Annotated in this window: 22 protein-coding genes, 1 pseudogene and 1 other annotated feature; of the genes and pseudogenes, 15 read left to right on the top strand and 8 right to left on the bottom strand. The window is 49.9% G+C overall.

Annotated features, from left to right (window positions below; genetic code table 11):
* The first annotated feature begins 51 nt into the window (after positions 1 to 51).
* Positions 52 to 381: a trp operon repressor gene (gene trpR / locus OH773_RS02990; protein WP_270142883.1), complete on the top strand. Its 330-nt coding sequence runs from the start codon at positions 52 to 54 to the stop codon at positions 379 to 381.
* Here trpR and yjjX read toward each other — a convergent pair.
* Complete coding sequence (gene yjjX / locus OH773_RS02995; RefSeq protein WP_270142885.1) at positions 378 to 893, bottom strand: inosine/xanthosine triphosphatase; 516 nt, start codon at positions 891 to 893, stop codon at positions 378 to 380. The two genes, trpR and yjjX, sit on opposite strands and share 4 nt — an antisense overlap.
* Before the next feature lie 51 nt (positions 894 to 944).
* On the opposite strand from yjjX, the gene gpmB reads away from it, so the two are divergent.
* Positions 945 to 1,592 (top strand): 2,3-diphosphoglycerate-dependent phosphoglycerate mutase GpmB, encoded by a 648-nt coding sequence (gene gpmB, locus OH773_RS03000; protein ID WP_183270683.1) that lies wholly within the window; start codon positions 945 to 947, stop codon positions 1,590 to 1,592.
* Here the strand turns inward: gpmB and robA are convergent, their stop codons facing one another.
* Positions 1,593 to 2,462: an MDR efflux pump AcrAB transcriptional activator RobA gene (robA, locus tag OH773_RS03005; protein WP_183270682.1), complete on the bottom strand. Its 870-nt coding sequence runs from the start codon at positions 2,460 to 2,462 to the stop codon at positions 1,593 to 1,595.
* A 207-nt stretch (positions 2,463 to 2,669) separates the two neighbouring features.
* Here robA and creA point away from each other — a divergent pair, with 207 nt between their 5' ends.
* The 4 genes from creA to creD all read left to right on the top strand — a co-directional run bounded on the left by creA (position 2,670) and on the right by creD (position 6,722).
* On the top strand, positions 2,670 to 3,140 hold the full coding sequence (creA, locus tag OH773_RS03010; RefSeq protein WP_270142888.1) for a protein CreA: 471 nt from the start codon (positions 2,670 to 2,672) through the stop codon (positions 3,138 to 3,140).
* A gap of 13 nt (positions 3,141 to 3,153) precedes the next feature.
* A complete protein-coding gene (gene creB, locus OH773_RS03015; protein ID WP_270142890.1) occupies positions 3,154 to 3,849 on the top strand; it encodes a two-component system response regulator CreB in 696 nt (231 codons plus the stop codon).
* Complete coding sequence (creC, locus tag OH773_RS03020) at positions 3,849 to 5,276, top strand: two-component system sensor histidine kinase CreC (RefSeq protein WP_270142892.1); 1,428 nt, start codon at positions 3,849 to 3,851, stop codon at positions 5,274 to 5,276. The genes creB and creC overlap by 1 nt, the downstream gene beginning before the upstream one ends.
* An 87-nt stretch (positions 5,277 to 5,363) precedes the next feature.
* Complete coding sequence (gene creD / locus OH773_RS03025; RefSeq protein WP_270142894.1) at positions 5,364 to 6,722, top strand: cell envelope integrity protein CreD; 1,359 nt, start codon at positions 5,364 to 5,366, stop codon at positions 6,720 to 6,722.
* Between the two features lie 69 nt (positions 6,723 to 6,791).
* Here creD and arcA read toward each other — a convergent pair whose 3' ends face one another.
* On the bottom strand, positions 6,792 to 7,508 hold the full coding sequence (gene arcA, locus OH773_RS03030; protein ID WP_120064781.1) for a two-component system response regulator ArcA: 717 nt from the start codon (positions 7,506 to 7,508) through the stop codon (positions 6,792 to 6,794).
* A gap of 96 nt (positions 7,509 to 7,604) precedes the next feature.
* Here arcA and yjjY point away from each other — a divergent pair.
* The 6 genes and pseudogenes from yjjY to thrC all read left to right on the top strand — a co-directional run bounded on the left by yjjY (position 7,605) and on the right by thrC (position 13,868).
* Positions 7,605 to 7,746 (top strand): annotated as a pseudogene (yjjY, locus tag OH773_RS03035) (protein YjjY).
* A 402-nt stretch (positions 7,747 to 8,148) separates the two neighbouring features.
* Positions 8,149 to 8,850, top strand: coding sequence for a tRNA/rRNA methyltransferase (locus tag OH773_RS03040; RefSeq protein WP_270142898.1), 702 nt, complete (start codon positions 8,149 to 8,151; stop codon positions 8,848 to 8,850).
* 184 nt (positions 8,851 to 9,034) lie between these two features.
* Positions 9,035 to 9,103: a thr operon leader peptide gene (gene thrL, locus OH773_RS03045; protein ID WP_072009468.1), complete on the top strand. Its 69-nt coding sequence runs from the start codon at positions 9,035 to 9,037 to the stop codon at positions 9,101 to 9,103.
* Positions 9,042 to 9,158: a sequence feature (Thr leader region), on the top strand. (Overlaps the previous gene by 62 nt.)
* Positions 9,159 to 9,184: 26 nt before the next feature.
* A complete protein-coding gene (gene thrA, locus OH773_RS03050) occupies positions 9,185 to 11,647 on the top strand; it encodes a bifunctional aspartate kinase/homoserine dehydrogenase I (RefSeq protein ID WP_270142900.1) in 2,463 nt (820 codons plus the stop codon).
* Position 11,648: 1 nt separating this feature from the next.
* Complete coding sequence (thrB, locus tag OH773_RS03055) at positions 11,649 to 12,578, top strand: homoserine kinase (protein WP_270142902.1); 930 nt, start codon at positions 11,649 to 11,651, stop codon at positions 12,576 to 12,578.
* A gap of 3 nt (positions 12,579 to 12,581) precedes the next feature.
* Positions 12,582 to 13,868 carry a threonine synthase gene (gene thrC, locus OH773_RS03060; protein ID WP_270142904.1) on the top strand — a complete coding sequence of 429 codons (1,287 nt, stop codon included), beginning with the start codon at positions 12,582 to 12,584 and terminating at the stop codon, positions 13,866 to 13,868.
* Positions 13,869 to 13,928: 60 nt separating this feature from the next.
* On the opposite strand, the gene OH773_RS03065 is transcribed toward thrC, so the two are convergent.
* The 3 genes from OH773_RS03065 to OH773_RS03075 form a co-directional block, all read right to left on the bottom strand.
* A complete protein-coding gene (locus tag OH773_RS03065) occupies positions 13,929 to 15,269 on the bottom strand; it encodes an AppA family phytase/histidine-type acid phosphatase (RefSeq protein ID WP_270142906.1) in 1,341 nt (446 codons plus the stop codon).
* Between the two features lie 163 nt (positions 15,270 to 15,432).
* A complete protein-coding gene (gene gap / locus OH773_RS03070) occupies positions 15,433 to 16,443 on the bottom strand; it encodes a type I glyceraldehyde-3-phosphate dehydrogenase (RefSeq protein WP_270142908.1) in 1,011 nt (336 codons plus the stop codon).
* A gap of 78 nt (positions 16,444 to 16,521) precedes the next feature.
* Complete coding sequence (locus OH773_RS03075) at positions 16,522 to 17,502, bottom strand: GlxA family transcriptional regulator (protein WP_270142910.1); 981 nt, start codon at positions 17,500 to 17,502, stop codon at positions 16,522 to 16,524.
* A 238-nt stretch (positions 17,503 to 17,740) separates the two neighbouring features.
* On the opposite strand from OH773_RS03075, the gene OH773_RS03080 reads away from it, so the two are divergent.
* Positions 17,741 to 18,043 (top strand): DUF2502 domain-containing protein, encoded by a 303-nt coding sequence (locus OH773_RS03080; protein ID WP_270142912.1) that lies wholly within the window; start codon positions 17,741 to 17,743, stop codon positions 18,041 to 18,043.
* 32 nt (positions 18,044 to 18,075) lie between these two features.
* On the opposite strand, the gene yaaA is transcribed toward OH773_RS03080, so the two are convergent.
* Complete coding sequence (gene yaaA, locus OH773_RS03085; protein ID WP_270142914.1) at positions 18,076 to 18,849, bottom strand: peroxide stress protein YaaA; 774 nt, start codon at positions 18,847 to 18,849, stop codon at positions 18,076 to 18,078.
* An 86-nt stretch (positions 18,850 to 18,935) separates the two neighbouring features.
* Entirely contained in the window at positions 18,936 to 20,381 is a 1,446-nt protein-coding gene (locus tag OH773_RS03090) for an alanine/glycine:cation symporter family protein (RefSeq protein WP_270142916.1), read from the bottom strand.
* 205 nt (positions 20,382 to 20,586) lie between these two features.
* Between OH773_RS03090 and tal the strand changes: the two genes are divergently transcribed.
* Entirely contained in the window at positions 20,587 to 21,540 is a 954-nt protein-coding gene (tal, locus tag OH773_RS03095; protein WP_270142918.1) for a transaldolase, read from the top strand.
* A 109-nt stretch (positions 21,541 to 21,649) separates the two neighbouring features.
* Complete coding sequence (gene mog, locus OH773_RS03100) at positions 21,650 to 22,237, top strand: molybdopterin adenylyltransferase (RefSeq protein WP_270142920.1); 588 nt, start codon at positions 21,650 to 21,652, stop codon at positions 22,235 to 22,237.
* The last annotated feature ends 111 nt before the right edge of the window (positions 22,238 to 22,348 follow it).

Here is a 22,348-nt window from a genome sequence, read left to right on the forward strand (position 1 = left end):
GGAATGTCTATGTTATGCTTCTGTACTAGTTAAATAGTATGGTGGCATAACATGACTCAGCACTCTCAATACTCGGCAGAGCACGCCGAGCAAAGCAATCAGGAGTGGCTCCGCTTTGTGGAGTTGCTACAGCAATCGTTCGATAAGCAGCTGCATATGCCGCTTTTAATGTTGTTGCTGACGCCAGACGAACGTACTGCCCTCGGGACTCGAGTCCGAATCATTGAAGAGTTATTACGTGGAGAGATGAGCCAGCGTGAACTTAAAAATGAATTGGGTGCGGGGATTGCGACCATCACACGCGGGTCAAATAGCCTGAAATCTGCTCCAACGGAATTACGTGTCTGGTTGGAGCAAGAGTTGTTAGGCGGTAAAAACTAACGATATACGTCGTTATGGAATGGACTCAGCGCCAAAATAATCGCCTGGTGGTAAACGCTGCTGCGAGTCAACTTCCCGGCGGTAAATACCCCAATCGCACCCTCTTTACGACCAATTTCATCAATACCGGTATAGGCCGACATCACGGGTCCTAACGCTTCTCCTGCACGTACTTTTTCAAGAATAACTGCGGGTAGCGGGAGAGTGGCCGAACGCGCTTCGCCGCGCTGGCTCTGGTTTTCAATGACGACCCAGCTAAAAGTACTGTCGTCGTCAATTCCGGCTTCAACGGCGACCCAAAAATCTGCTTCAGGGCGAACCTGACGGGCATTCATCACCCGGCATCGTGCGCCAGTTCGCGTTTCATGGTTTCCAAAGGGCTGTTCCGGCACACCGCTATCGACGTCGACAGGTTCAATATGGCAGCATCCCTCACCATAAATGTCGTCGAATGCCTGGCGAATTGCCTGAATTTTAGCTGGATTGGTTGTCGAGCAGACGACATAGTACATAATCAGTGAAACTCTCAAGAAATTGTTGCCGCAGTATAACGGAAAAAACGCATGTTACAGGTATACCTTGTTCGCCACGGCGAAACGCAGTGGAATGCGCAACGTCGCATTCAGGGCCAGTCAGACAGTGCGCTGACTGAAAAAGGGGAACGTCAGGCCGAGCAGGTGGCTGAGCGCGCCAAAACGTTAGGTATTACGCACGTGATTTCCAGTGATTTGGGGCGCACCCGCCACACCGCTGAGATCATCGCTCAGGCATGTGGCGTAGACGTTACGCTGGATGCGCGTTTACGTGAACTGGATATGGGCGTGTTAGAACGTCGCAATATCGACACACTAAGCGAAGAAGAAGAGGGCTGGCGTCGTCAACTGGTGAACGGTACTGCTGATGGGCGTATCCCTGAAGGCGAAAGCATGCTTGAAATGAGTGAGCGTATGCATGCGGCTCTGAATGCTTGCCTGGATTTGCCATTTGGAAGCCGCCCATTACTGGTTAGCCATGGTATGGCACTAGGCTGCCTGATGAGTACGATTCTGGGACTACCGGCCTGGGCTGAACGTCGTTTACGTTTAAGAAACTGTTCGATTTCCCGCGTGGATCACCAGCAAAGCCTGTGGTTAGCTTCTGGCTGGGTGGTTGAAACGGCAGGGGACATCTCGCATCTCGACGCCCCTGCAATGGATGAATTACAGCGCTAGTTAACGGCGTACTGGAATCAGGTACTCGCAACGGATCTGCATTGGTCGGTCTTGAACACGCGCTTCTTCTTGCGGGAAGAAGCGTTCAATATCCTGGCCTTTACGACGAGTCAGATTAAGCGATGGCATGCAGGTGCCGTAAATTGTCAGGATGAACTCCTGCAAGCCCGTGCCCGGCCCTTCGTAGTCGAACTGAACGTAATCCCCACCTTCCAACCTGACCGGATGAGAGTCTGGTAAGAATCCATTCGCCATTTCTGGTGTCAGTGCAGTGGTATAGAAGACTTCTTGTTCGTCATCTTTCTCAATGCTTGGGCGTGGTTCATGCAAACCGTACAGCACCCGTGGCAACGTCGGCGCATTGCCGAGGAATTGTGTCCAGAATTGGATACGCATTTCATTACGGAAATCAGAGATTTGCTCAAGCGTACAGCTGTAACTTTGTGTGACACCCACCAAATGAGTTTCTGGCAGCGTGACAAATTGCGCTCGCGGTAGCGTATATGCGTCTAAACGTAGCGGTGGACGCATGCCAAACGAGCTCCAGTCTGGGGAGCGGCGATACAATGCAGGCGTTTGAGCAAACTGCTTTTTGAAGGCACGAGTAAAGGTTTGCTGCGAGTCAAAACGATACTGTAACGCTATATCAAGAATAGGTCGCGCAGTCAGGCGCAGTGCCACAGCAGATTTTGAAAGCCGGCGAGCGCGAATGTATGCGCCAATGGCGTGACCGGTTACCTCTTTAAACATCCGTTGTAGATGCCACTTGGAATAACCTGCTTTTGCCGCCACATTATCCAGTGACAGAGGCTGATCCAAATGGCCTTCTAGCCAGGTTAATAGATCGCGAATGATCCCTGCCTGATCCATATAATATCCTCGTCCTGACACAGTGAGTGCCGTTAATGCCGGCGATGATAGCACTTTTTGTTGTTTTGACATTCAGAGTTTTTTTTAACAAGACGTGCCAAAATCAGTAACTCATTCCGGTAATTTTATTAATAACGTGATATTAAACGATTTTTTAATACGAAGAGTTAATAGTCTCTAACGGTAATCTTAACCAATGGTAACAATATGAAATATAAAGTTTTAGCCGCACTGGGTTCATTACTGCTTATCTCGCTGGGCGCGAAAGCCGAACAAATCGGTTCAGTGGATACCGTTTTTAAGATGATTGGCCCAGACCATAAAATTATTGTCGAAGCGTTTGATGACCCCGATGTACAGAACGTCACGTGCTATGTCAGTCGTGCTAAAACCGGTGGCATTAAAGGTGGGTTGGGTCTTGCGGAAGACACTTCTGATGCTGCTATTTCCTGCCAACAAGTTGGGCCGGTTGAATTAAGTGAGAAGATCAAATCAGGGAAAGCACAGGGAGATGTCGTGTTCCAGAAACGGACTTCTCTGGTTTTCAAGAAGCTACAAGTGGTGCGTTTTTATGATGCGAAGCGTAACACGCTGGCTTATCTGGCTTATTCTGACAAAGTCGTCGAAGGTTCGCCAAAAAATGCGGTAAGCGCCGTGCCGATTATGCCGTGGAAATAGTAGGGAGTGCGCGATGAGCCAGGCCACTATCTGGTTAGTTGAAGATGAAACCAGTATTGCTGATACGTTGATCTATATGTTGCAGCAGGAAGGATTCTCTGTACGTGCCTTCGATCGCAGCTTGCCTGTGTTGGATGCCGTACGTGAAGAACGTCCAGATTTGGCTATTCTGGATGTTGGCTTGCCAGATATTAATGGCTTCGAGCTTTGTCGTCGTTTACTCGCTGATTATCCAGAATTACCGTTGCTGTTTCTCACTGCGCGCAGTGAAGAGGTCGATAGGTTGATTGGCCTGGAGATCGGCGCAGATGATTACATCGCGAAGCCGTTTTCACCTCGTGAAGTCTGTGCCAGGGTACGAACCGTGCTGCGTCGTTTGCAAAAACAACGGCAAGGCCTGGCGGGAAGTGTTCAGCGGATTGGGCTGTTTGAATTTAATGAAATGGCGGCGCAAATATCCTGGTGCCAGCAGCCACTGCTACTCACGCGTTATGAGTATTTGTTAATGAAGACATTTTTGCAGTGGCCTGGACGCGTGTTTTCCCGCCAACAGCTGATGGATTTGGTGTGGAGTTCAGCCGAAGAAAGTTTTGATCGAACGGTTGATACACACATCAAAACGTTGCGCGCCAAACTGCGTGCGATCAACCCCGATCTGTCACCGATCAATACGCACCGTGGCTTAGGTTACAGCCTTGGAGCGAATTAATGCGCATTGGAATGCGTCTGCTGCTGGGTTATTTTTTAATAGTGGCTATTGCAGCCTGGTTTGTTCTATCCATCTTTTTACAAGAGGTGAAACCCGGCGTCCGGCGTGCTACGGAAGGCACGTTAATTGATACTGCTACGTTGCTTGCCGAATTTGCTAAAGCCGACATGTTGGCGGGAAATGCTCATAATGGCCAACTCGCACAGGCGTTTTCACGACTCAATCAGCATAATTTCCGGGCCAACATCAGTGGCATAACCAAGTCTAAAAATGAATACCATGTCTATCTGACGGATGCTAAAGGCATCGTCTTGTTTGATTCCAGCGGCAACGCGACAGGCCAGGATTATTCACGCTGGAACGATGTGTGGCTCACGCTTCACGGGAAATACGGCGCACGCAGTACGCCAATTAACGCGAACAATCCTGAAAGCACAGTGATGTATGTGGCAGCACCTGTCCGCGATGGGCAAAACATTATCGGTGTGCTGAGCGTGGGTAAACCCAACAGTGCAATGGAACCGGTAATACGTCGTAGCGAACGGCGTATTTTGTGGGCAGGCGTCGCGCTGCTTGGTATCGCTTTGTTGATTGGTTTTGGGTTTGTGCTGTGGATTAACCGATCTATCGGCAAACTGGTTCGCTATGCCGACTCGGTCACAACGGAGCACCCTTTACCTCTGCCTAAACCTTCCAGTAGTGAATTACGTAGGCTGGCATTGGCCCTGGAAAGTATGCGAGTGAAGCTTGAAGGGAAGAACGGTATCGAGCAGTACGTTCATGCTTTGACCCACGAACTGAAAAGCCCTATGGCAGCTATTCGGGGGGCAGCAGAGATTTTACGTGAAGGTCCCCCACCTGCGGTGGTAGAGAAGTTTTCGGCAAACATTCTTCAGCAAAATCTACGTATGCAGCAATTGGTCGATAATTTATTACGCCAGGCTAAGTTAGAAAGCCGAATCGAAATCACGACGCAAACAATCAATCTGCCCGCACTCTTTTCCACGTTATGCGATAGCCGTGAAGTGGTCGCTCGCGGTAAACAGATTGCGTTAAGCATTGATGACAATATCCCAACCGGCGTATCCGTTGAAGGCGATGCGGCCTTACTTGAACAATCGATTGGGAATTTGCTGGATAATGCACTCGATTTTACCCCTCCAGGCGGTGAGATTGTGTTGAGTGTTGAGCAACGCCTTGGGCAGACCACTATTCTTGTTTCAGATACTGGAAGTGGGATCCCGGATTACGCGCAAGGCCGTTTATTCGAGCGTTTTTACTCATTACCGCGCAGTAATGGGCAGAAAAGTAGTGGTTTAGGGTTAGCGTTTGTTCAGGAGGTTGCACGTTTGCATCGCGGGACCATCATTCTGGAAAATCGCTCCGAGGGAGGCGCGCAAGCCAGGTTGGTCTTACCAGGAAAATAATTTCACCTCTTCACCGTCCCTTCACACAACTTCATTTAGCCCCCACATTCACCGCTTATCCTCGCCACATCAAAAATGGAGGGGATTATGTTGAAATCTGCGTTGTTCTGGAAAGTGATGACCCTGTTGGGATGTATGGTTGTGTTGTTGATTCCGTTAAGCATGCTGAGTTCGCTGATTAATGAACGCAGCAATTATCGTGATGATGTTGAGCAGTCGCTGGCCCAGAGTACCTGCGGGTCGCAAACCGTGACTGGCCCACTGATTGCCATTCCTGTGACGGAGCTGACGACGGTCATAGAAGATAATAAAGAGATCAAAAAAGAGAGCAGATTCATTCGTTACTATCTGCCGGAGAATCTCAGCGTTGTGGGAAAGCAGACCGTTGAACCGCGCCATATTGGTATTTATGAAGGGCAGATTTGGCGAACAGGTTTAATGCTGGATGCCAGTTTTAATCGCCAACAACTGAAAGGTGATGATGGCGTAGAGACCCGTTTCGGGACTCCTTATGTGGTGCTGGCCGTTGGAGACTCACGCGGTATTGGCAAAGTAGGTGAGCTGAATATTAACGGTCAGTCTTACCCCATCGAACCTGGAAGTAACTTACCCGGCGTTGAACAGGGATTGCACGCGAAAATCCCTCTGGAACTGCTTCAGAGCGACAAACTTACGTTACGTTTCACGCTGGATTTAATGGGCACAAAACAGCTTGCCGTCGTGCCGCTTGGGCGCAACAGCCAGTTCAGTCTGACCAGTAACTGGCCGCATCCTAATTTCATTGGCGATTTCCTGCCACAGCAGCGCACCGTTTCTGACAGCGGCTTTACTGCAAGCTGGCAGAGCACATGGTTTGCCAATAACCTCAATACCAGTTTTGCGGATGCCCGTTTGATTGATGTTAGCCGACTGCCGACTTTCAGCGTCACAGTGGTAAATCCCGTTGACCAGTACCAGTTGACGGACCGTGCGGTGAAGTACGCTATTTTGCTGATTGGTTTGACGTTTATGAGTTTCTTCCTGATGGAAACTCTGACCGGTTTACGCGTTCACCCAATGCAGTATTTACTGGTCGGGCTGTCGCTGGTGATGTTTTATCTGGTACTGCTTGCGGTTTCGGAACATACAGGATTTAACGGTGCATGGTTACTGGCGAGTTTGGTCTGCGCGGGGATTAACGGTTTTTATCTTAAAGCGGTTCTGAATAGCTGGAAAGCGAGCGTGATGTTTACTCTGGGGTTGTTGATACTGGATGCGGTGCTCTGGCAACTTCTTCAGTCTGAAGACAGCGCTTTGCTGCTTGGCACGGGAGTCCTTTTCGCTTCGTTGTCAGCCATTATGCTGCTAACGCGAAATATAGATTGGTATCGTATGGGGAGCAAAGTGCAGACTCAGGCCGTAGATGACAGGCAGGAGGATCCCGAGCGTTTCAGGTTGTGGAAGTGACAGTTTTATAGATAAAAAAAGAAAAGGGCGGATATTATCCGCCCTTTCAAATCATGTTTGATTACAGGTTTATTCCTGTAAATCGCCGCAGAAGCGATAACCTTCACCGTGGATCGTGGCGATGATTTCAGGTGTATCTGGAGTCGACTCGAAGTGCTTACGAATACGACGAATCGTAACGTCAACGGTACGGTCGTGCGGTTTCAACTCACGGCCTGTCATCTTTTTCAGCAATTCAGCACGAGATTGAATCTTCCCAGGGTTTTCACAGAAGTGCAGCATGGCGCGGAATTCGCTACGCGGCAACTTGTACTGCTCACCATTTGGGCTAACCAAAGAACGGCTGTTGATATCCAGCTCCCAACCATTGAACTTGTAGCTTTCAACGGAACGACGTTCTTCGCTGATTGCACCCAGGTTCATAGTACGAGACAACAGGTTACGCGCACGGATGGTTAATTCACGTGGATTGAATGGCTTAGTGATGTAGTCATCTGCGCCGATTTCAAGACCAAGGATTTTATCCACTTCGTTGTCACGACCCGTCAAGAACATCAACGCCACATTGGCTTGCTCACGCAATTCGCGTGCCAGCAGCAGGCCATTTTTACCTGGCAAGTTGATATCCATAATGACCAGATTGATGTCATTATCGGAAAGGATTTGATGCATTTCAGCGCCATCTGTCGCTTCGGATACATCATAACCTTCAGCTTCAAAAATGCTCTTTAACGTGTTGCGTGTTACTAATTCGTCTTCGACGATAAGAATGTGCGGGGTCTGCATGTTTGCTACCTAAAATTGCCAACTAAATCAAAACAGGAAGTACAAAAGTCCCTGACCTGCCTAATACATGCCATAAATTAACATGTCTGGCGTAACATGACTAAAGTACGTAATTGCGTTCTTGATGCACTTTCCATCAACGTCAACAACATCATTAGCTTGGTCGTGGGTACTTTTCCCTCTGGACCCGACGGTGTCAAAAACGGTTGTTATCCTAACCATTTTAACAGCAACATAACAGGCAGGACCGCTTTAGACATCTGATAAAACTACGCTTCGTTGACATATATCAAATTCAATTGTAGCACGTTAACAGTTTGATGAAATCATCGTAGCGTTTTGCGAGCTTGCGTCACATTTTTCTAATAATCAATATAGTTACCTGAATTGATTATTAAACAACGCAAATCTGAAATTTCAGCGCTATTTTGTGTATTTTTAATCAAATAAAACAATGCGATAATGCGAATGTGATCACCTTGCGATGCTGGTCTAACCATGAAAATGTATTCAATGTGTTTATGATTCGCATTGAGTGTATTTTATAAATGAATGTTACTTTAATGTAAATTTTTGCCGCGTATTATCATTTGAATTTTGTGATTGTCCGTTTCTGGATACTTTTTTAAAGAGAGCATTAATGCGTTTTTTAATTATTTTGGTCGCTCCAGCTCGAGCTGAGAATGTGGGGGCTGCAGCCCGCGCCATGAAGACCATGGGGTTTGCTGAATTGCGTGTTGTTGACAGTGAAGCTGACCGTCAACCGGAAGCCCGTTGGGTCGCGCATGGTTCCGGTGATGTGCTGGATAATGCCCAGCATTTCAACACGCTGGAGCAAGCGTTGCATGACGTCGATTTTACCATTGCGACAACGGCACGTAGCCGCGCAAAATTCCATTACTACGCCACGCCGCAGCAACTGGTTCCGCTACTCGAAGAAAAGCGCAATTGGGTGGGAACGGCCGCATTGGTCTTTGGTCGTGAAGATTCGGGATTAACCAATGAAGAGCTCGAATTGGCCGATGTACTAACCGGTGTGCCTATGGTGGCCGATTATCCGTCGCTCAATCTCGGCCAGGCCGTGATGGTTTACTGCTATCAGCTGTCAGCTTTGATGCAGCAAGCTGCGCCAGAGCATGATGTGGTGGATGCTCAACAACTGAGTGCACTCCGTGCCAGAATCACGTCACTACTCGAACGAGTGGAAGCCAGTGACGACCAAAAAATGGTCGACTGGTTGCAGCAACGTCTTGGACTTTTGGCACAGCGTGATACGGCAATGTTGCATCGTTTGCTTCATGATATTGAAAAAAAACTACCAGAACAAAATGCTGAAAACTGAGTTGATACTAGTGAAGTTGCGGTGTGTTTTCCCGCTTTTTTCAGCGCAATGATCCCGTTTTTTGATGTTTTATCAGCGTTCAGCGGTAGCCTTGTTCATATCGCTAAAATTAAAAATAAATTGACTTAACCTGCCGGATACTTTAGTCAATATAGGTAAATAAGATTACGAGCACACAACATCCATGATTCGCATCAGCCCAATGACAACAATTATTACAACCACTATTACCACAGGTAACGGTGCGGGCTGACGCATACAGGAAAAACGAAAAAAGCCCGCACCTAAACAGTGCGGGCTTTTTTTTGGACCAAAAACTCAAAGGTAATAATAAATGCGAGTGTTGAAATTCGGTGGTACTTCAGTGGCAAATGCGGAGCGTTTTCTCCGTGTTGCCGATATCCTGGAAAGCAATGCCAAACAGGGGCAGGTCGCAACCGTGCTGTCTGCCCCGGCGAAAATTACCAACCACCTCGTTGCCATGATTGAAAAAACCATCGGCGGCCAGGATGCAGTACCGAATATCAGCGACGCAGAACGTATTTTTGGTGAACTCCTGAAGGGGCTTGCTGATGCACAGTCTGGTTTCCCACTCGAACAACTCAAAGCCGCTGTTGACCAGGAGTTTGCTCAGCTGAAGCATGTTCTGCATGGCATCAGCTTACTGGGCCAATGTCCGGACAGCATCAACGCCGCGATCATTTGCCGGGGTGAAAAACTCTCTATCGCCATCATGGCTGAATTGCTCAAAGCTCGCGGGCACAACGTGACGGTGATTGATCCGGTCGAGAAACTTCTCGCTGTTGGGCATTACCTTGAGTCTACCGTCGATATTACTGAGTCCACTCGCCGCATCGCTGCCAGCCGTATCCCTGCGGACCATATGATTCTGATGGCAGGTTTCACTGCCGGAAACGATAAAGGCGAGTTGGTAGTGTTAGGACGTAACGGTTCTGATTATTCTGCTGCCGTGTTGGCCGCCTGTTTACGCGCTGACTGTTGTGAGATCTGGACTGATGTAGACGGCGTATATACCTGTGACCCACGCCAGGTTCCAGACGCCAGGCTGCTGAAATCGATGTCGTATCAGGAAGCCATGGAGCTTTCTTACTTCGGCGCTAAAGTTCTTCACCCACGCACTATCACCCCCATCGCTCAGTTCCAAATCCCATGCCTGATTAAAAATACCGGAAACCCTCAAGCACCAGGCACCTTAATTGGTGGGGAAAGTGACGAGGACGGTCTGCCGGTTAAAGGCATCACCAACCTGAATAACATGGCGATGTTTAACGTCTCAGGCCCAGGCATGAAAGGCATGGTCGGTATGGCGGCACGTGTATTCGCCGCGATGTCCCGTGCCGGAATTTCCGTCGTGCTGATTACTCAGTCATCTTCTGAATACAGTATCAGCTTCTGCGTGCCGCAAGCCGATTGCGCACGTGCTCGTCGCGCGATGGAAGATGAGTTCTATCTCGAACTCAAAGAAGGCCTCCTGGAGCCGATGTCCATCATGGAGCACCTGGCGATCATCTCCGTGGTGGGTGACGGCATGCGTACCTTGCGTGGTATCTCCGCCAAGTTCTTTGCCGCACTGGCTCGCGCAAACATTAATATCGTGGCGATCGCTCAGGGCTCTTCAGAGCGCTCTATCTCTGTCGTGGTCAGTAACGACGATGCGGTGACCGGCGTTCGCGTTACGCACCAGATGCTGTTTAATACCGACCAGGTCATCGAAGTGTTCCTTATTGGGGTTGGCGGTGTAGGGGCGGCATTGCTGGAGCAAGTCAAACGCCAGCAGGCGTGGCTGAAGAAAAAGCACATCGATTTGCGTGTGTGCGGTGTGGCGAACTCCAAAGCGCTGCTGACAAACATTCACGGCCTGAATTTAGAGAACTGGGAAGAAGAGCTTGCTGCGGCGAAAGAGCCCTTCAATCTTGGGCGTCTGATCCGTTTAGTGAAAGAGTATCACCTGCTGAACCCTGTGATTGTCGACTGTACCTCAAGCCAGGCGGTTGCCGATCAATATGCTGATTTCCTGGGAGAAGGTTTCCACGTCGTGACGCCGAACAAGAAGGCGAACACTTCCAGCATGAATTACTACCATCAGATGCGTAATGCGGCGGAAAAATCGCGCCGTAAATTCCTCTATGACACCAACGTTGGCGCAGGTTTACCGGTTATCGAAAACCTACAGAACTTGCTGAATGCGGGTGATGAATTACAACGTTTCTCCGGCATTCTTTCAGGTTCGCTGTCGTTCATCTTCGGCAAACTTGATGAAGGCATGAGTCTGTCAGAAGCCACCAAAGTGGCTCGCGAAATGGGTTATACCGAACCCGATCCGCGTGATGACCTGTCCGGTATGGATGTGGCACGTAAGCTGCTGATTCTGGCTCGTGAAACAGGCAGCAATCTTGAGCTGTCAGATATTGTCATTGAGCCTGTTTTACCTCAGACATTTGATTCCAGCGGCGATGTTGAATCATTTATGGCACGCATATCGCAACTGGATGACGAGTTCTCCGCGCGTGTGGCACAGGCCCGCGACGAAGGAAAAGTGCTGCGATATGTTGGCGTGATTGAAGCTGATGGGAGCTGCAAAGTTAAAATTGATGCGGTAGATGGTAATGACCCATTGTATAAAGTTAAAAACGGCGAAAATGCCCTGGCATTCTACAGCCACTACTATCAACCGTTGCCGCTCGTGCTTCGCGGTTACGGAGCCGGAAATGATGTGACCGCAGCCGGTGTTTTCGCCGACTTATTGCGCACTTTGTCATGGAAGTTAGGAGTTTAAGATGGTTAAGGTATATGCCCCGGCTTCCAGTGCCAATATGAGTGTCGGGTTTGATGTGCTGGGTGCGGCAGTTGCGCCAATTGATGGCTCGCTACTTGGGGATTTTGTGACTGTCGAAGCGGCAGACACCTTTAGTTTGAGCAACATTGGGCGCTTTGCCAGCAAATTACCCGATGAGCCGCGCGAGAATATTGTGTATCAGTGCTGGGAGCGTTTCTGCCAGGAAATCGGTAAAAATATCCCTGTGAAGATGACGCTGGAAAAGAGCATGCCGATTGGCTCCGGCCTCGGTTCCAGCGCATGTTCAGTTGTCGCAGGCTTAATGGCGATGAACGAATACTGCGGTAAGCCGTTGAGTGACACCCGATTGCTCAGTCTGATGGGCGAGTTAGAAGGGCGCATTTCGGGCAGCGTTCACTACGATAACGTTGCCCCGTGTTTCCTGGGCGGCATGCAATTGATGATTGAAGAAAATGGCATCATCAGCCAGTCTGTTCCGGGTTTTGATGAATGGCTGTGGGTGCTGGCGTATCCGGGGATTAAAGTCTCTACGGCTGAAGCGCGCGCCATTCTTCCTGCGCAGTATCGCCGTCAGGATTGCATTAGCCACGGTCGCCATCTGGCAGGCTTTATTCACGCATGCCACACCCGTCAGCCACTGCTTGCGGCAAAGCTGATGCGTGATGTTATTGCCGAGCCGTACCGTGCAAAACTGCTGCCGCGCTTTAATGAGGCACGTCAGGCCGCAGCGGACATTGGTGCTCTGGCGAGTGGTATTTCGGGTTCCGGCCCAACTCTATTTGCGTTGTGCGATAACACGGATACCGCACAACGTGTGGCTGACTGGCTCAGCCAACATTATTTGCAGAACCAGGAAGGTTTTGTACATATTTGCCGTCTGGACACGGCGGGCGCACGAGTTCTGGGATAACGCATGAAACTGTATAACCTTAAAGATCATAACGAGCAGGTCAATTTTTCCCAGGCAATCGTGCAGGGGTTGGGTAAACAGCAAGGGCTGTTTTTTCCACACGATTTACCGGAATTTGAACTGACCGCAATCGACGAAATGTTGAAGATGGATTTTGTCACCCGCAGCAGCAAAATTCTGTCTGCTTTTATCGGTGATGAAATTCCGCAAGAAATTCTTGAAGAACGTGTTCGTGCCGCTTTTGCTTTCCCGGCTCCGGTGAAAAGCGTTGAACCTGATGTTGGCTGCCTTGAACTGTTCCACGGCCCAACGCTGGCATTCAAAGATTTTGGCGGGCGCTTTATGGCGCAAATGTTGACGCACATCAGCGGCGACAAGCCGGTCACTATTCTGACGGCGACCTCTGGCGATACTGGTGCGGCGGTGGCTCATGCGTTTTATGGTCTGAAAAATGTGCGCGTGGTGATTTTGTACCCGCGTGGCAAAATCAGCCCATTGCAGGAAAAACTGTTCTGTACGCTGGGTGGAAACATCGAAACCGTGGCTATCGATGGTGATTTCGATGCCTGCCAGGCGCTGGTGAAACAAGCATTTGATGATGAAGAACTGAAGGTGGCGTTGGGTTTAAACTCGGCTAACTCCATAAACATCAGCCGCTTGCTGGCACAAATTTGCTATTACTTTGAAGCGGTTTCACAACTACCTCAAGAAGCGCGCAATCAACTGGTGGTTTCCGTACCAAGCGGCAACTTTGGTGATTTAACGGCTGGCCTGCTGGCGAAATCGCTCGGTTTGCCAATCAAACGTTTTATCGCGGCGACTAACGCGAACGATACCGTCCCACGTTTCTTAGCCAACGGCGAATGGGCACCGAAAACCACGGTTGCGACACTCTCTAACGCGATGGATGTCAGCCAGCCAAATAACTGGCCGCGTGTGGAAGAGCTGTTCCGCCGTAAGATTTGGCGTTTGTCCGATCTGGGCTATGCGACCGTGACCGACGAAACCACTAAAGCCACCATGAAAGAGCTGAAAGCCGTGGGCTACGTTTCAGAACCGCACGCGGCGATTGCTTATCGTGCGCTGCGTGATCAGCTCCAACCGGGTGAATACGGCTTGTTCCTCGGGACTGCGCATCCGGCGAAGTTCAAAGAGAGCGTGGAAGAGATCCTCGGTGAAACGCTGCCGTTGCCCGCTGAGCTCGCCGAGCGTGCTGATTTACCGCTGCTTTCCCATAATCTGCCAGCGGATTTTTCCGCGCTGCGCAAATTGATGATGAGCAAAGTGTAATTTTATAAAATTACTCCACTGAATAATGCCGCTCGCTTAACCGCGAGCGGCATTTTTTTGTTATTGCAGCTGGCAGCCCGGTTCCACGCTTTGGCTAACCACGCGCGTGAACGTCGTTAATGGGCAATATCCTTCAGCCGTCTGGTCGCTACAGCCAGGAATTTTTAACTGCACACTTCCCGCGGGTTCTTTAAGGCTAAGGGGCGTTTGCGCGCGTAACTGCTCGAGCGTCTGATACACCATACTTACGCTAACATATTGTTTCCCTGACTTATCAGCCAAACGCTCAAAGACCAGAGCACCGCCTGGTGGGGTGTTATCTGGCTGCCCTGGCAATGTCCAGCTTATGTTGAGCATGCCTGAAATATTGGCGATATTGGTATCGTGCCCGGCAATAAACAGGATCTTATTATCCGGCGAGCTACCAGGCAGTTTGCTTGTGGTGGCGTTCGGCTCCAGCGCGTTGCTGATGGTCTGCAATAAAGGCGTTCCGTTATGTCGGGCGATATAAGGCGTGCGCGCCATCAAATCAAACTGAGCGTTATGCAGTTTCAGCAACGACGCCCACTCTTGCTCTGAATGAATATTTCCCCACGCCGCTTGCGGCATCCCTTGTGCATACTCAAGCAGGAAAATTTCAGCCAGCGTAGATGAAAGGCCAACGGCACCGTCGAGGGCAACTTTGTTGCTATTATCGTTTATCGACAGTTTGCTCGGCATGGATTGCCCTAAATCACAGCTTTTATCCGCGCTATGCTTCTGGCACCAGGGCGATTTCGAAAAGTTGAGAGCCTTATTCATCAAGGCCAGAGAAGGAAGATAGTGCTGGTTCAGGTTATCAACAGGCGTTTTAGCTTGTTTTTCAACAGCCTGTTGGATTTTGGCTTTCTCCATTGAACAAGTACCCGCTTTCACCGGGTGGAACAACGGATCGGCCTTGTCGAGATTTTGCTGGTGGTGAATAGTCAAACCACATTGCGGGGCAAGCCCTGCGAGGAAAGCTTCTCCCGTTTTAAGCGTGCGCTGATCGACATCTGCCCAGACATAAACCGAGTTTGGGGCAGGGCAATCGTCCTGCGATAAAATTCCCTGCTGTTGAAATTTCTCGCGATAAAACTCACCCATCAGGCTAATCAGATGCTCGCCGCGGGGTGTGATGTAACCTAGTTTTACCGGCCATTCGGGCCAGGCATCAGGCGTTACGTCACGGATGGTTTGCGTCATCTTAGTGGGCGCTCGCACGCCGTGGCGGCTGAGTATCACCACTTTTTCAACCTGATACCCTGAAGCGGGCGTTTCGTTGGCATACGCCGTTGAACCTAATGAAAATGTGGCGCTAAGCGCGACGATCAGACTGCTGAGAAGCGTGAGTTTTTGGTGCTTAAAGGCAGAGATTGTCATTTACAGCCTCTATATTTTTGGAATGTTTTAGTCCGACAAATATACTCCAGAAGCAAAGGGGCAACCGCGAGTTCGTCTCGTTGTGGGGGTTTTGGTGTGCAAAAGAAAAATCCACGCTGGCGCGTGGATTTTAAAGAATAGGGATTAGATGCTGAAGAGGACGTTAAAGCCCACGTTTCGCCATCATTTCCGCCAGGTCGACCAGGCGATTAGAGAAGCCCCATTCGTTATCGTACCAAGCCAAAATCTTGACCAGATTGCCCCCAATCACCAGCGTTGAAAGCCCGTCGATGATAGAAGATCGCGGATCGCCCTGGTAATCACTCGATACCAGCGGTTCATCGCTGTAGCCCAAAATTCCTTTTAGCGGGCCGCTTGTTGCAGCTTCCAGGAATGCGGCGTTCACTTCTTCGACGGTGACCGGGCGTTTTAAGGTCACGGTTAAATCCACGATAGAAACGACCGGTACGGGGACGCGTAATGAGTAACCCGTCAGGCGTCCGTCCAGTTCAGGGATGACTTTACCTAACGCTTTCGCAGCACCGCTAGAATAAGGAACAATCGAAAGTGCGGCGGCTCGCGCACCACGCAGGTCCTTTTCCGGCTGATCGTGCAGTGCCTGGCTGTTGGTGTAAGCGTGAGTGGTATTCATCAGGCCGTGTTCAATACCAAACTGCTGATGCAAAACCTGTGCGGCAGGCGCAAGGCCGTTGGTGGTGCAGCTCCCGTTGCTGACTACGAAATGGCGCTCGGGATCGTACTGCTGGTGGTTAACGCCCATCACTATCGTCAGGTCGTCATCTTTACCCGGTGCCGAGATGATGACGCGTTTGGCTCCGCCGCTATTGATGTGTACAGCGGCCTGTTCGCGGCTGGTAAAGAAACCAGTCGCCTCGATAACAATATCGACACCTGCATCACGCCACAGGATCTTTGCCGGATCTCTTTCGCTGAATACCCGAATAAGTTTGCTGTCTACCTGCAATTGCCCGTCGGCCGCCTCAACCGGAACCGGCAAGGTGCCCATCAATGAATCGTATTTCAGCAGGTGAGCGAGGGTTTTACTGTCTGTTAGATCGTTGATTGCTACAATCTGAACGTCAGCGTTACCCAGCGCGGCGCGTAATACACTACGACCAATTCTGCCGAAACCATTAATACCGACCTTAACCATGATTGACTCCCTCTGTGAAATGTCTGAAGTCACTGTAGGCTTCTGTCAAAATGGCGTAAACGACAAAAAAGGATCAATTCACGCCATTTTACGGCAGTGAAAGCGTTCGCGATATTCGCCTGGAGTGAGATGTAACTGGCGCTCAAAGGCGCGGCGCAGGGTGATGGTGTTGCCAAATCCGGCTTTGCTCGCAATTTGATCGAGCGTTTCTTTAGTTTGCTCAAGGCGATGCCGGGCGGCGGCAAGACGAGCTTCTTCAACGTAGCGGGCTGGGGTGACACCCGTTTCTTTGGTGAAAACACGAGTGAAGTTTCGGGGGCTCATCGCTACCCGCTCAGCCAGTTTCTCAACTGACAAATCGGCGGAGAGATTCTCAAGTAGCCAGTTTTGCAATTGGCCTATCGGAGTGGAGGCGTCGCTTTGCTGGAGATGATAACGACTGAATTGCAACTGTCCGCCTGGGCGACGAAGAAACATCACCAGCTCCTGTGCTACGTCGCGAGCGAGCGTAAAGCCATAATCTTCTTCGATAAGCGCAAGGGTCAGGTCAAAGCCTGAGCTTACGCCACCGGAAGTCCAGATGGGACCATCCTGAAGATAGAGCGGGCCACTTTCGACTTTGACCAGCGGCCAGGTGGATTGCATGGTTTCGAGCAATCGCCAGTGGGTTGTTGCACGGCGACCGTTAAGGAGTGCTGCCTGCGCCAGAAGCAGCGCTCCGCCACAGATGGAAACAATGCGCTGGGCGTGAGGTGCTGCAAGCTTTAGCCAGTCGACCACCGACGTACCTTCCTGCTCATTTAATCCTCGTCCCGTGATCATAATGGTGTCTCGGGGTTCATAAGGATCCAGTTCGTGCAGGCGATGGTCGGCCAACAAATTTAGCCCGGACTGACCGTGGATAACCTGGTGAACCTGAGTGGTCGCCAGGCTTATCTGATAGCGAGGTTCTGACAGACCTTCCGTCTGTAAGCGATTGGCCTGCATCAGGATATCGGCAATCCCAGCGGATTCGAACAGCATTCCGCCGTCAGGGACAATAATTAAAAATGTTTTCATGTCCTAAAAAGTACGCTTTTGACAAAATAAGTCAATATGGGAAAAGGGCTGTCAGGCCTTTCACTGTGGGCCTGAATCATGGAGAAATTGTGCAATAAAAAAGGAGGGAAAAAGGAGGGATTCCCATTAAATGCGGGAGATTGCAGATTAGGATTGCGGATAATAACAACACTGACTTATTCGGCATATGCTCTCCTTAACAACCCATAGCGGGTGTGAATGTTGTAAGGAGTGACTTATGTTGAAATCAATGATGTTGGCATTATCGATTCTGGTGGTGACTCCGATGGCTGTGCAGGCTTCTGAAATCACACTTATTCCGGCAGTGAAACTGCAAATTGGCGATCAGGACCGTGGGGGAAACTACTGGGACGGTGACCACTGGCGCGACCGTGGCTGGTGGGATGATCACTATGAGTGGCGTGATAACAGATGGCATCCGCATGATCATCACTATGACAATGATCACCATGACAAGGGGCATCATGATAAAGATCATCATGACAACGGTAATCACAACGGCCACTACAAACATCACTAAATCAAACGCCAGCATAGCGCTGGCGTTTTGTTTTACTGTTCGTGGCGCTTAAACACTAACTCATTTTTACCCGACGCGGCCTCATCAAAGAAGTATCCGTCTGTATTAAAGCCGGTCAGTTGTTCAGGTTTGGTGAGTCGATTTTCGATGATGTAGCGACTCATCAAACCGCGAGCTTTCTTGGCGTAGAAGCTAATCACTTTGAATTTACCGTTCTTCTCATCAAGGAATACTGGCTTGATAATTTCTGCTTTGAGCTTTTTCGGTTTTACCGATTTGTAATACTCATCCGATGCCAGGTTAATCACGATATTATCGCCCTGAGCTGCCAGCGCCTGATTCAGCTGTTCGGTGATAGTGTCGCCCCAGAAGTGATACAGATCTTTGCCCTTCGGATTTTCAAGCTTAATGCCCATTTCCAGACGATATGGCTGCATCAAATCCAGTGGGCGCAACACGCCATATAAGCCGGAGAGCATGCGTAAATGCTGTTGGGCGAAATCGAAATCTGCATCGCTAAACTCTTCGGCTTGTAAGCCCGTATATACATCGCCTTTGAATGCCAGAATAGCCTGACGCGCATTTTGCGGCGTGAAATCTGGGTGCCATTCGTGAAAACGGGTTTCATTCAGCGATGCCAGTTTATCGCTAATGTGCATTAGTGATGAAATTTGCGGTGCGCTAAGTTTGCGCGCCACCGCGATCAACTGCTGCGAATAATCCAGCAGTTCGGGCTGGGTAAAACGATCGGTAGGAAGATCGCTTTGATAATCCAATGTTTTTGCAGGTGAAATTAGAATGAGCATATCTGTTCCTTGCCGCCGCGATGTCACTCGACATATTTTGGCTACATGGTAGCAAATTTACGGATAGTATCCGCCAATGGTTGCGATTAGCGCTTGGTTTCAGGGGGCTTTGGTGTGTCCCAAATACCCGGTGCAAGCTGGCTTTTAATTTCCGGAAAACGGTTCGGGTCAAAAACTGGCGTCACGCCGAGCCGCAGCTGGCGCAGATAATCATTACTCAGCTCGCGGGCGACGGGTGAGAGCAGCAAAATCGCCGTGAGATTGGTGACAGCCATAAATGCCATTGCCACGTCAGCCATTTGCCAGACTAACGGTAATGGCGAAAGGGTGCCAAACATGACCATCACGAGCGCAAGGCAGCGGAATAAAACGGTGGCGAATGGGCTTTTTTGTTGCAGAAACATCAAGTTGTTTTCTGCATAGGCATAGTTAGCGATTATTGATGTGAACGCAAACAGCATAACAATAAACGCAATGAACCCGGCTCCCCACGAGCCAACCACACTGCTCAGTGCTTGTTGAACCAGTGCGATGCCATTCATGTTCGCGTTGGGCGTATCCAGAATTCCTGAAAAAAGGATGATTCCCGCGGTAGCAGAACAGATGATTATCGTATCGATAAACACGCCAAACATCTGCACCAACCCTTGCGAAGCGGGGTGCGGAGGCCATGCCGAAGCGGCTGCAGCCGCATTAGGTGAGGAACCCATTCCAGCTTCGTTAGAGAACATTCCGCGCTGGAAACCGTTGGTGATCGCCTGGCTGATGGTGAACCCCAGAGCGCCAGATGCCGCTTCTTTCCAGCCGAACGCGCTTTTGAACACCAGAGAAACGACATCTGGCAAACGCTCAATGTTTATCGCCATGACCACCAGGCTCATTAACACCCAGATAAGCGCCATAAACGGAACCAGCCATTGTGAGATGCGCGCAGTGCCACGCATCCCTCCCCAAATAACGCCTGCCGTTAAGACAACGAGCCCGATGCCAATCCAGGTTTTAGGGATGCCAAAAGCAATGTTCACCGCGTTGGCGATTGAGTTTGCTTGCACCGCATTAAAAATAAGCCCAAAGGCAATCATCAGGAAGATGGAAAACATCACGCCCATCCAGCGCATTCCCAGACCGCGTTCCATATACCAGGCTGGGCCGCCGCGGTAATTGCCTTCGTCGTCGCGAGTTTTATAAAGCTGGGCAAGGGAGCATTCAACAAAGGACGTCGCCATACCGAGCATGGCAACCACCCACATCCAGAAAATAGCGCCGGGGCCACCAAGCGTTAGGGCAAGTGCGACACCCGAAAGGTTGCCGCTACCCACGCGTGCGGCAAGGCTTGTGCAAAGTGCCTGAAATGAGGAAATTCCGGAAGGATCGGCCTCATTTTTCGACATGATGAGGCTACGTAATTTCGTCAGATAACGAAATTGTACAAAACCGCATCGCCAGGTGAACCAAAGGCCCGTCCCGACTAATAAATAGATGAGGATTGAACCCCAGAGTATTTCATTGATAAACAGAAAAAAATCTGCCATTAACATCTCTCGTTTGCTTGAGTTACAGGCATTGTGGCCGCATATAGTCCTTTACATTGCTGGGGAATAATACACTGGATTTACCAGTTTAGCGTTCAGTTCCTACCGATGTATCACTGCGGTTGCACCTGACTTACGTCGTGATATCATCAGGCCAGACCGGTTACATCCCCCTAACAAGTTCCACCTAACGAGAAACACTATCATGACGGATAAATTGACCTCCCTGCGTCAGCTAACCACAGTTGTTGCGGACACCGGGGATATTGCGGCAATGAAGCTGTATCAACCGCAAGATGCTACCACCAACCCATCTCTGATTCTGAATGCTGCGCAAATTCCAGAATACCGCAAACTGATTGATGATGCGGTTAGCTGGGCGCGTGAGCAGAGCAGCTCTCATGCACAGCAAGTTGTGGATGCAACTGACAAGCTGGCGGTGAATATTGGTCTGGAAATCCTGAAACTGATCCCGGGTCGTATTTCTACTGAAGTTGATGCGCGTCTGTCCTATGACACCGATGCCAGCATCGCTAAAGCAAAACGCCTGATCAAAATGTACAACGATGCGGGCATCAGCAATGACCGTATCCTGATCAAACTGGCTTCTACCTGGCAGGGCATCCGTGCCGCTGAACAGCTGGAAAAAGAAGGCATCAACTGCAACCTGACTCTGCTGTTCTCCTTCGCTCAGGCTCGTGCATGTGCAGAAGCAGGCGTGTTCCTGATTTCTCCATTCGTAGGCCGTATCCTGGACTGGTACAAAGCGAATACTGATAAGAAAGAGTACGCACCGGCAGAAGATCCTGGTGTCGTTTCTGTTTCTGAAATCTACCAGTACTACAAAGAACACGGTTACGAAACCGTTGTTATGGGCGCAAGCTTCCGTAACCTGGGTGAGATTATCGAACTGGCAGGTTGTGACCGCCTGACCATCGCTCCTGCTCTGCTCAAAGAGCTGGCTGAAAGCGAAGGTGCGGTTGAGCGTAAACTGGCTTACACCGGCGAAGTTAAAGCGCGTCCAGAGCGTATGACAGAATCCGAGTTCCTGTGGAGCCACAACCAGGATCCGATGGCTGTTGATAAACTGGCTGACGGCATCCGTAAGTTTGCTATCGACCAGGAAAAACTGGAAAAAATGATCGGCGACCTGCTGTAATCATTCGTGTGGCCGGAGCATTCCGGCCACGCTTTTTAGTGTTTCACCCTGTCTGCAACACACTTCGCCGTGTATCATTCCGTTAAAGTTTTGACTCTCCGGGAATGATATGAATACCTTACGCATTGGCTTAGTTTCCATCTCTGACCGCGCTTCAAGCGGTGTCTATCAAGATAAAGGCATTCCGGCCCTTGTTGACTGGCTGGAAAAAACCTTAACCACTCCTTTTCAAATCGAAACCCGCTTAATCCCTGATGAACAACCGCTTATTGAACAAGCGCTGTGTGAGTTGGTGGATGAGATGGCGTGTCATTTGGTGTTAACCACGGGTGGCACTGGCCCGGCTCGTCGTGATGTAACACCGGATGCGACACTTGCCATCGCTGACCGCGTGATGCCCGGATTCGGCGAGCAGATGCGCCAGATCAGCCTGCAGTTTGTGCCAACAGCGATTCTTTCGCGGCAAGTTGGTGTTATCCGTAAGCAGGCATTGATCCTGAATTTACCAGGCCAGCCGAAATCGATTCAAGAAACGCTCGAAGGCGTCAAAGATGCTGATGGCAACGTTGTCGTGCCGGGAATATTCGCAAGTGTACCGTATTGTATACAGCTTCTGGATGGCCCTTATATCGAGACTGAGAGCAAGGTAGTAGCAGCTTTTCGCCCTAAAAGCGCAATTCGTGAAATAAAGAGCTAAAAATAGGTTGTTTGTGACATAAGATGTAGTGGCTCTGGCATGTCGAGTGGGGATCGTTATAGTAAGTTTTGCTTTACAGCAAAATGGAAACTAAAAACCACACTCATTTTC

It is taken from the genome of Buttiauxella sp. WJP83, from assembly GCF_027594725.1.
Lineage (GTDB): Bacteria > Pseudomonadota > Gammaproteobacteria > Enterobacterales > Enterobacteriaceae > Buttiauxella > Buttiauxella selenatireducens.

Excerpts from the sequence above, each read along its gene's own strand:
- thrA (WP_270142900.1), top strand. The coding sequence starts at position 9,185 with ATGCGAGTGTTGAAATTCGGTGGTACTTCAGTGGCAAATGCGGAGCGT.
- yaaA (WP_270142914.1), bottom strand. The coding sequence starts at position 18,849 with ATGCTCATTCTAATTTCACCTGCAAAAACATTGGATTATCAAAGCGAT.
- thrB (WP_270142902.1), top strand. The coding sequence starts at position 11,649 with ATGGTTAAGGTATATGCCCCGGCTTCCAGTGCCAATATGAGTGTCGGG.
- OH773_RS03080 (WP_270142912.1), top strand. The coding sequence starts at position 17,741 with ATGTTGAAATCAATGATGTTGGCATTATCGATTCTGGTGGTGACTCCG.
- gpmB (WP_183270683.1), top strand. The coding sequence starts at position 945 with ATGTTACAGGTATACCTTGTTCGCCACGGCGAAACGCAGTGGAATGCG.
- creD (WP_270142894.1), top strand. The coding sequence starts at position 5,364 with ATGTTGAAATCTGCGTTGTTCTGGAAAGTGATGACCCTGTTGGGATGT.
- OH773_RS03090 (WP_270142916.1), bottom strand. The coding sequence starts at position 20,381 with ATGGCAGATTTTTTTCTGTTTATCAATGAAATACTCTGGGGTTCAATC.
- OH773_RS03075 (WP_270142910.1), bottom strand. The coding sequence starts at position 17,502 with ATGAAAACATTTTTAATTATTGTCCCTGACGGCGGAATGCTGTTCGAA.
- tal (WP_270142918.1), top strand. The coding sequence starts at position 20,587 with ATGACGGATAAATTGACCTCCCTGCGTCAGCTAACCACAGTTGTTGCG.
- yjjX (WP_270142885.1), bottom strand. The coding sequence starts at position 893 with ATGTACTATGTCGTCTGCTCGACAACCAATCCAGCTAAAATTCAGGCA.
- thrC (WP_270142904.1), top strand. The coding sequence starts at position 12,582 with ATGAAACTGTATAACCTTAAAGATCATAACGAGCAGGTCAATTTTTCC.
- OH773_RS03040 (WP_270142898.1), top strand. The coding sequence starts at position 8,149 with ATGCGTTTTTTAATTATTTTGGTCGCTCCAGCTCGAGCTGAGAATGTG.
- creB (WP_270142890.1), top strand. The coding sequence starts at position 3,154 with ATGAGCCAGGCCACTATCTGGTTAGTTGAAGATGAAACCAGTATTGCT.
- mog (WP_270142920.1), top strand. The coding sequence starts at position 21,650 with ATGAATACCTTACGCATTGGCTTAGTTTCCATCTCTGACCGCGCTTCA.
- OH773_RS03065 (WP_270142906.1), bottom strand. The coding sequence starts at position 15,269 with ATGACAATCTCTGCCTTTAAGCACCAAAAACTCACGCTTCTCAGCAGT.
- creC (WP_270142892.1), top strand. The coding sequence starts at position 3,849 with ATGCGCATTGGAATGCGTCTGCTGCTGGGTTATTTTTTAATAGTGGCT.
- robA (WP_183270682.1), bottom strand. The coding sequence starts at position 2,462 with ATGGATCAGGCAGGGATCATTCGCGATCTATTAACCTGGCTAGAAGGC.
- creA (WP_270142888.1), top strand. The coding sequence starts at position 2,670 with ATGAAATATAAAGTTTTAGCCGCACTGGGTTCATTACTGCTTATCTCG.
- trpR (WP_270142883.1), top strand. The coding sequence starts at position 52 with ATGACTCAGCACTCTCAATACTCGGCAGAGCACGCCGAGCAAAGCAAT.
- arcA (WP_120064781.1), bottom strand. The coding sequence starts at position 7,508 with ATGCAGACCCCGCACATTCTTATCGTCGAAGACGAATTAGTAACACGC.
- gap (WP_270142908.1), bottom strand. The coding sequence starts at position 16,443 with ATGGTTAAGGTCGGTATTAATGGTTTCGGCAGAATTGGTCGTAGTGTA.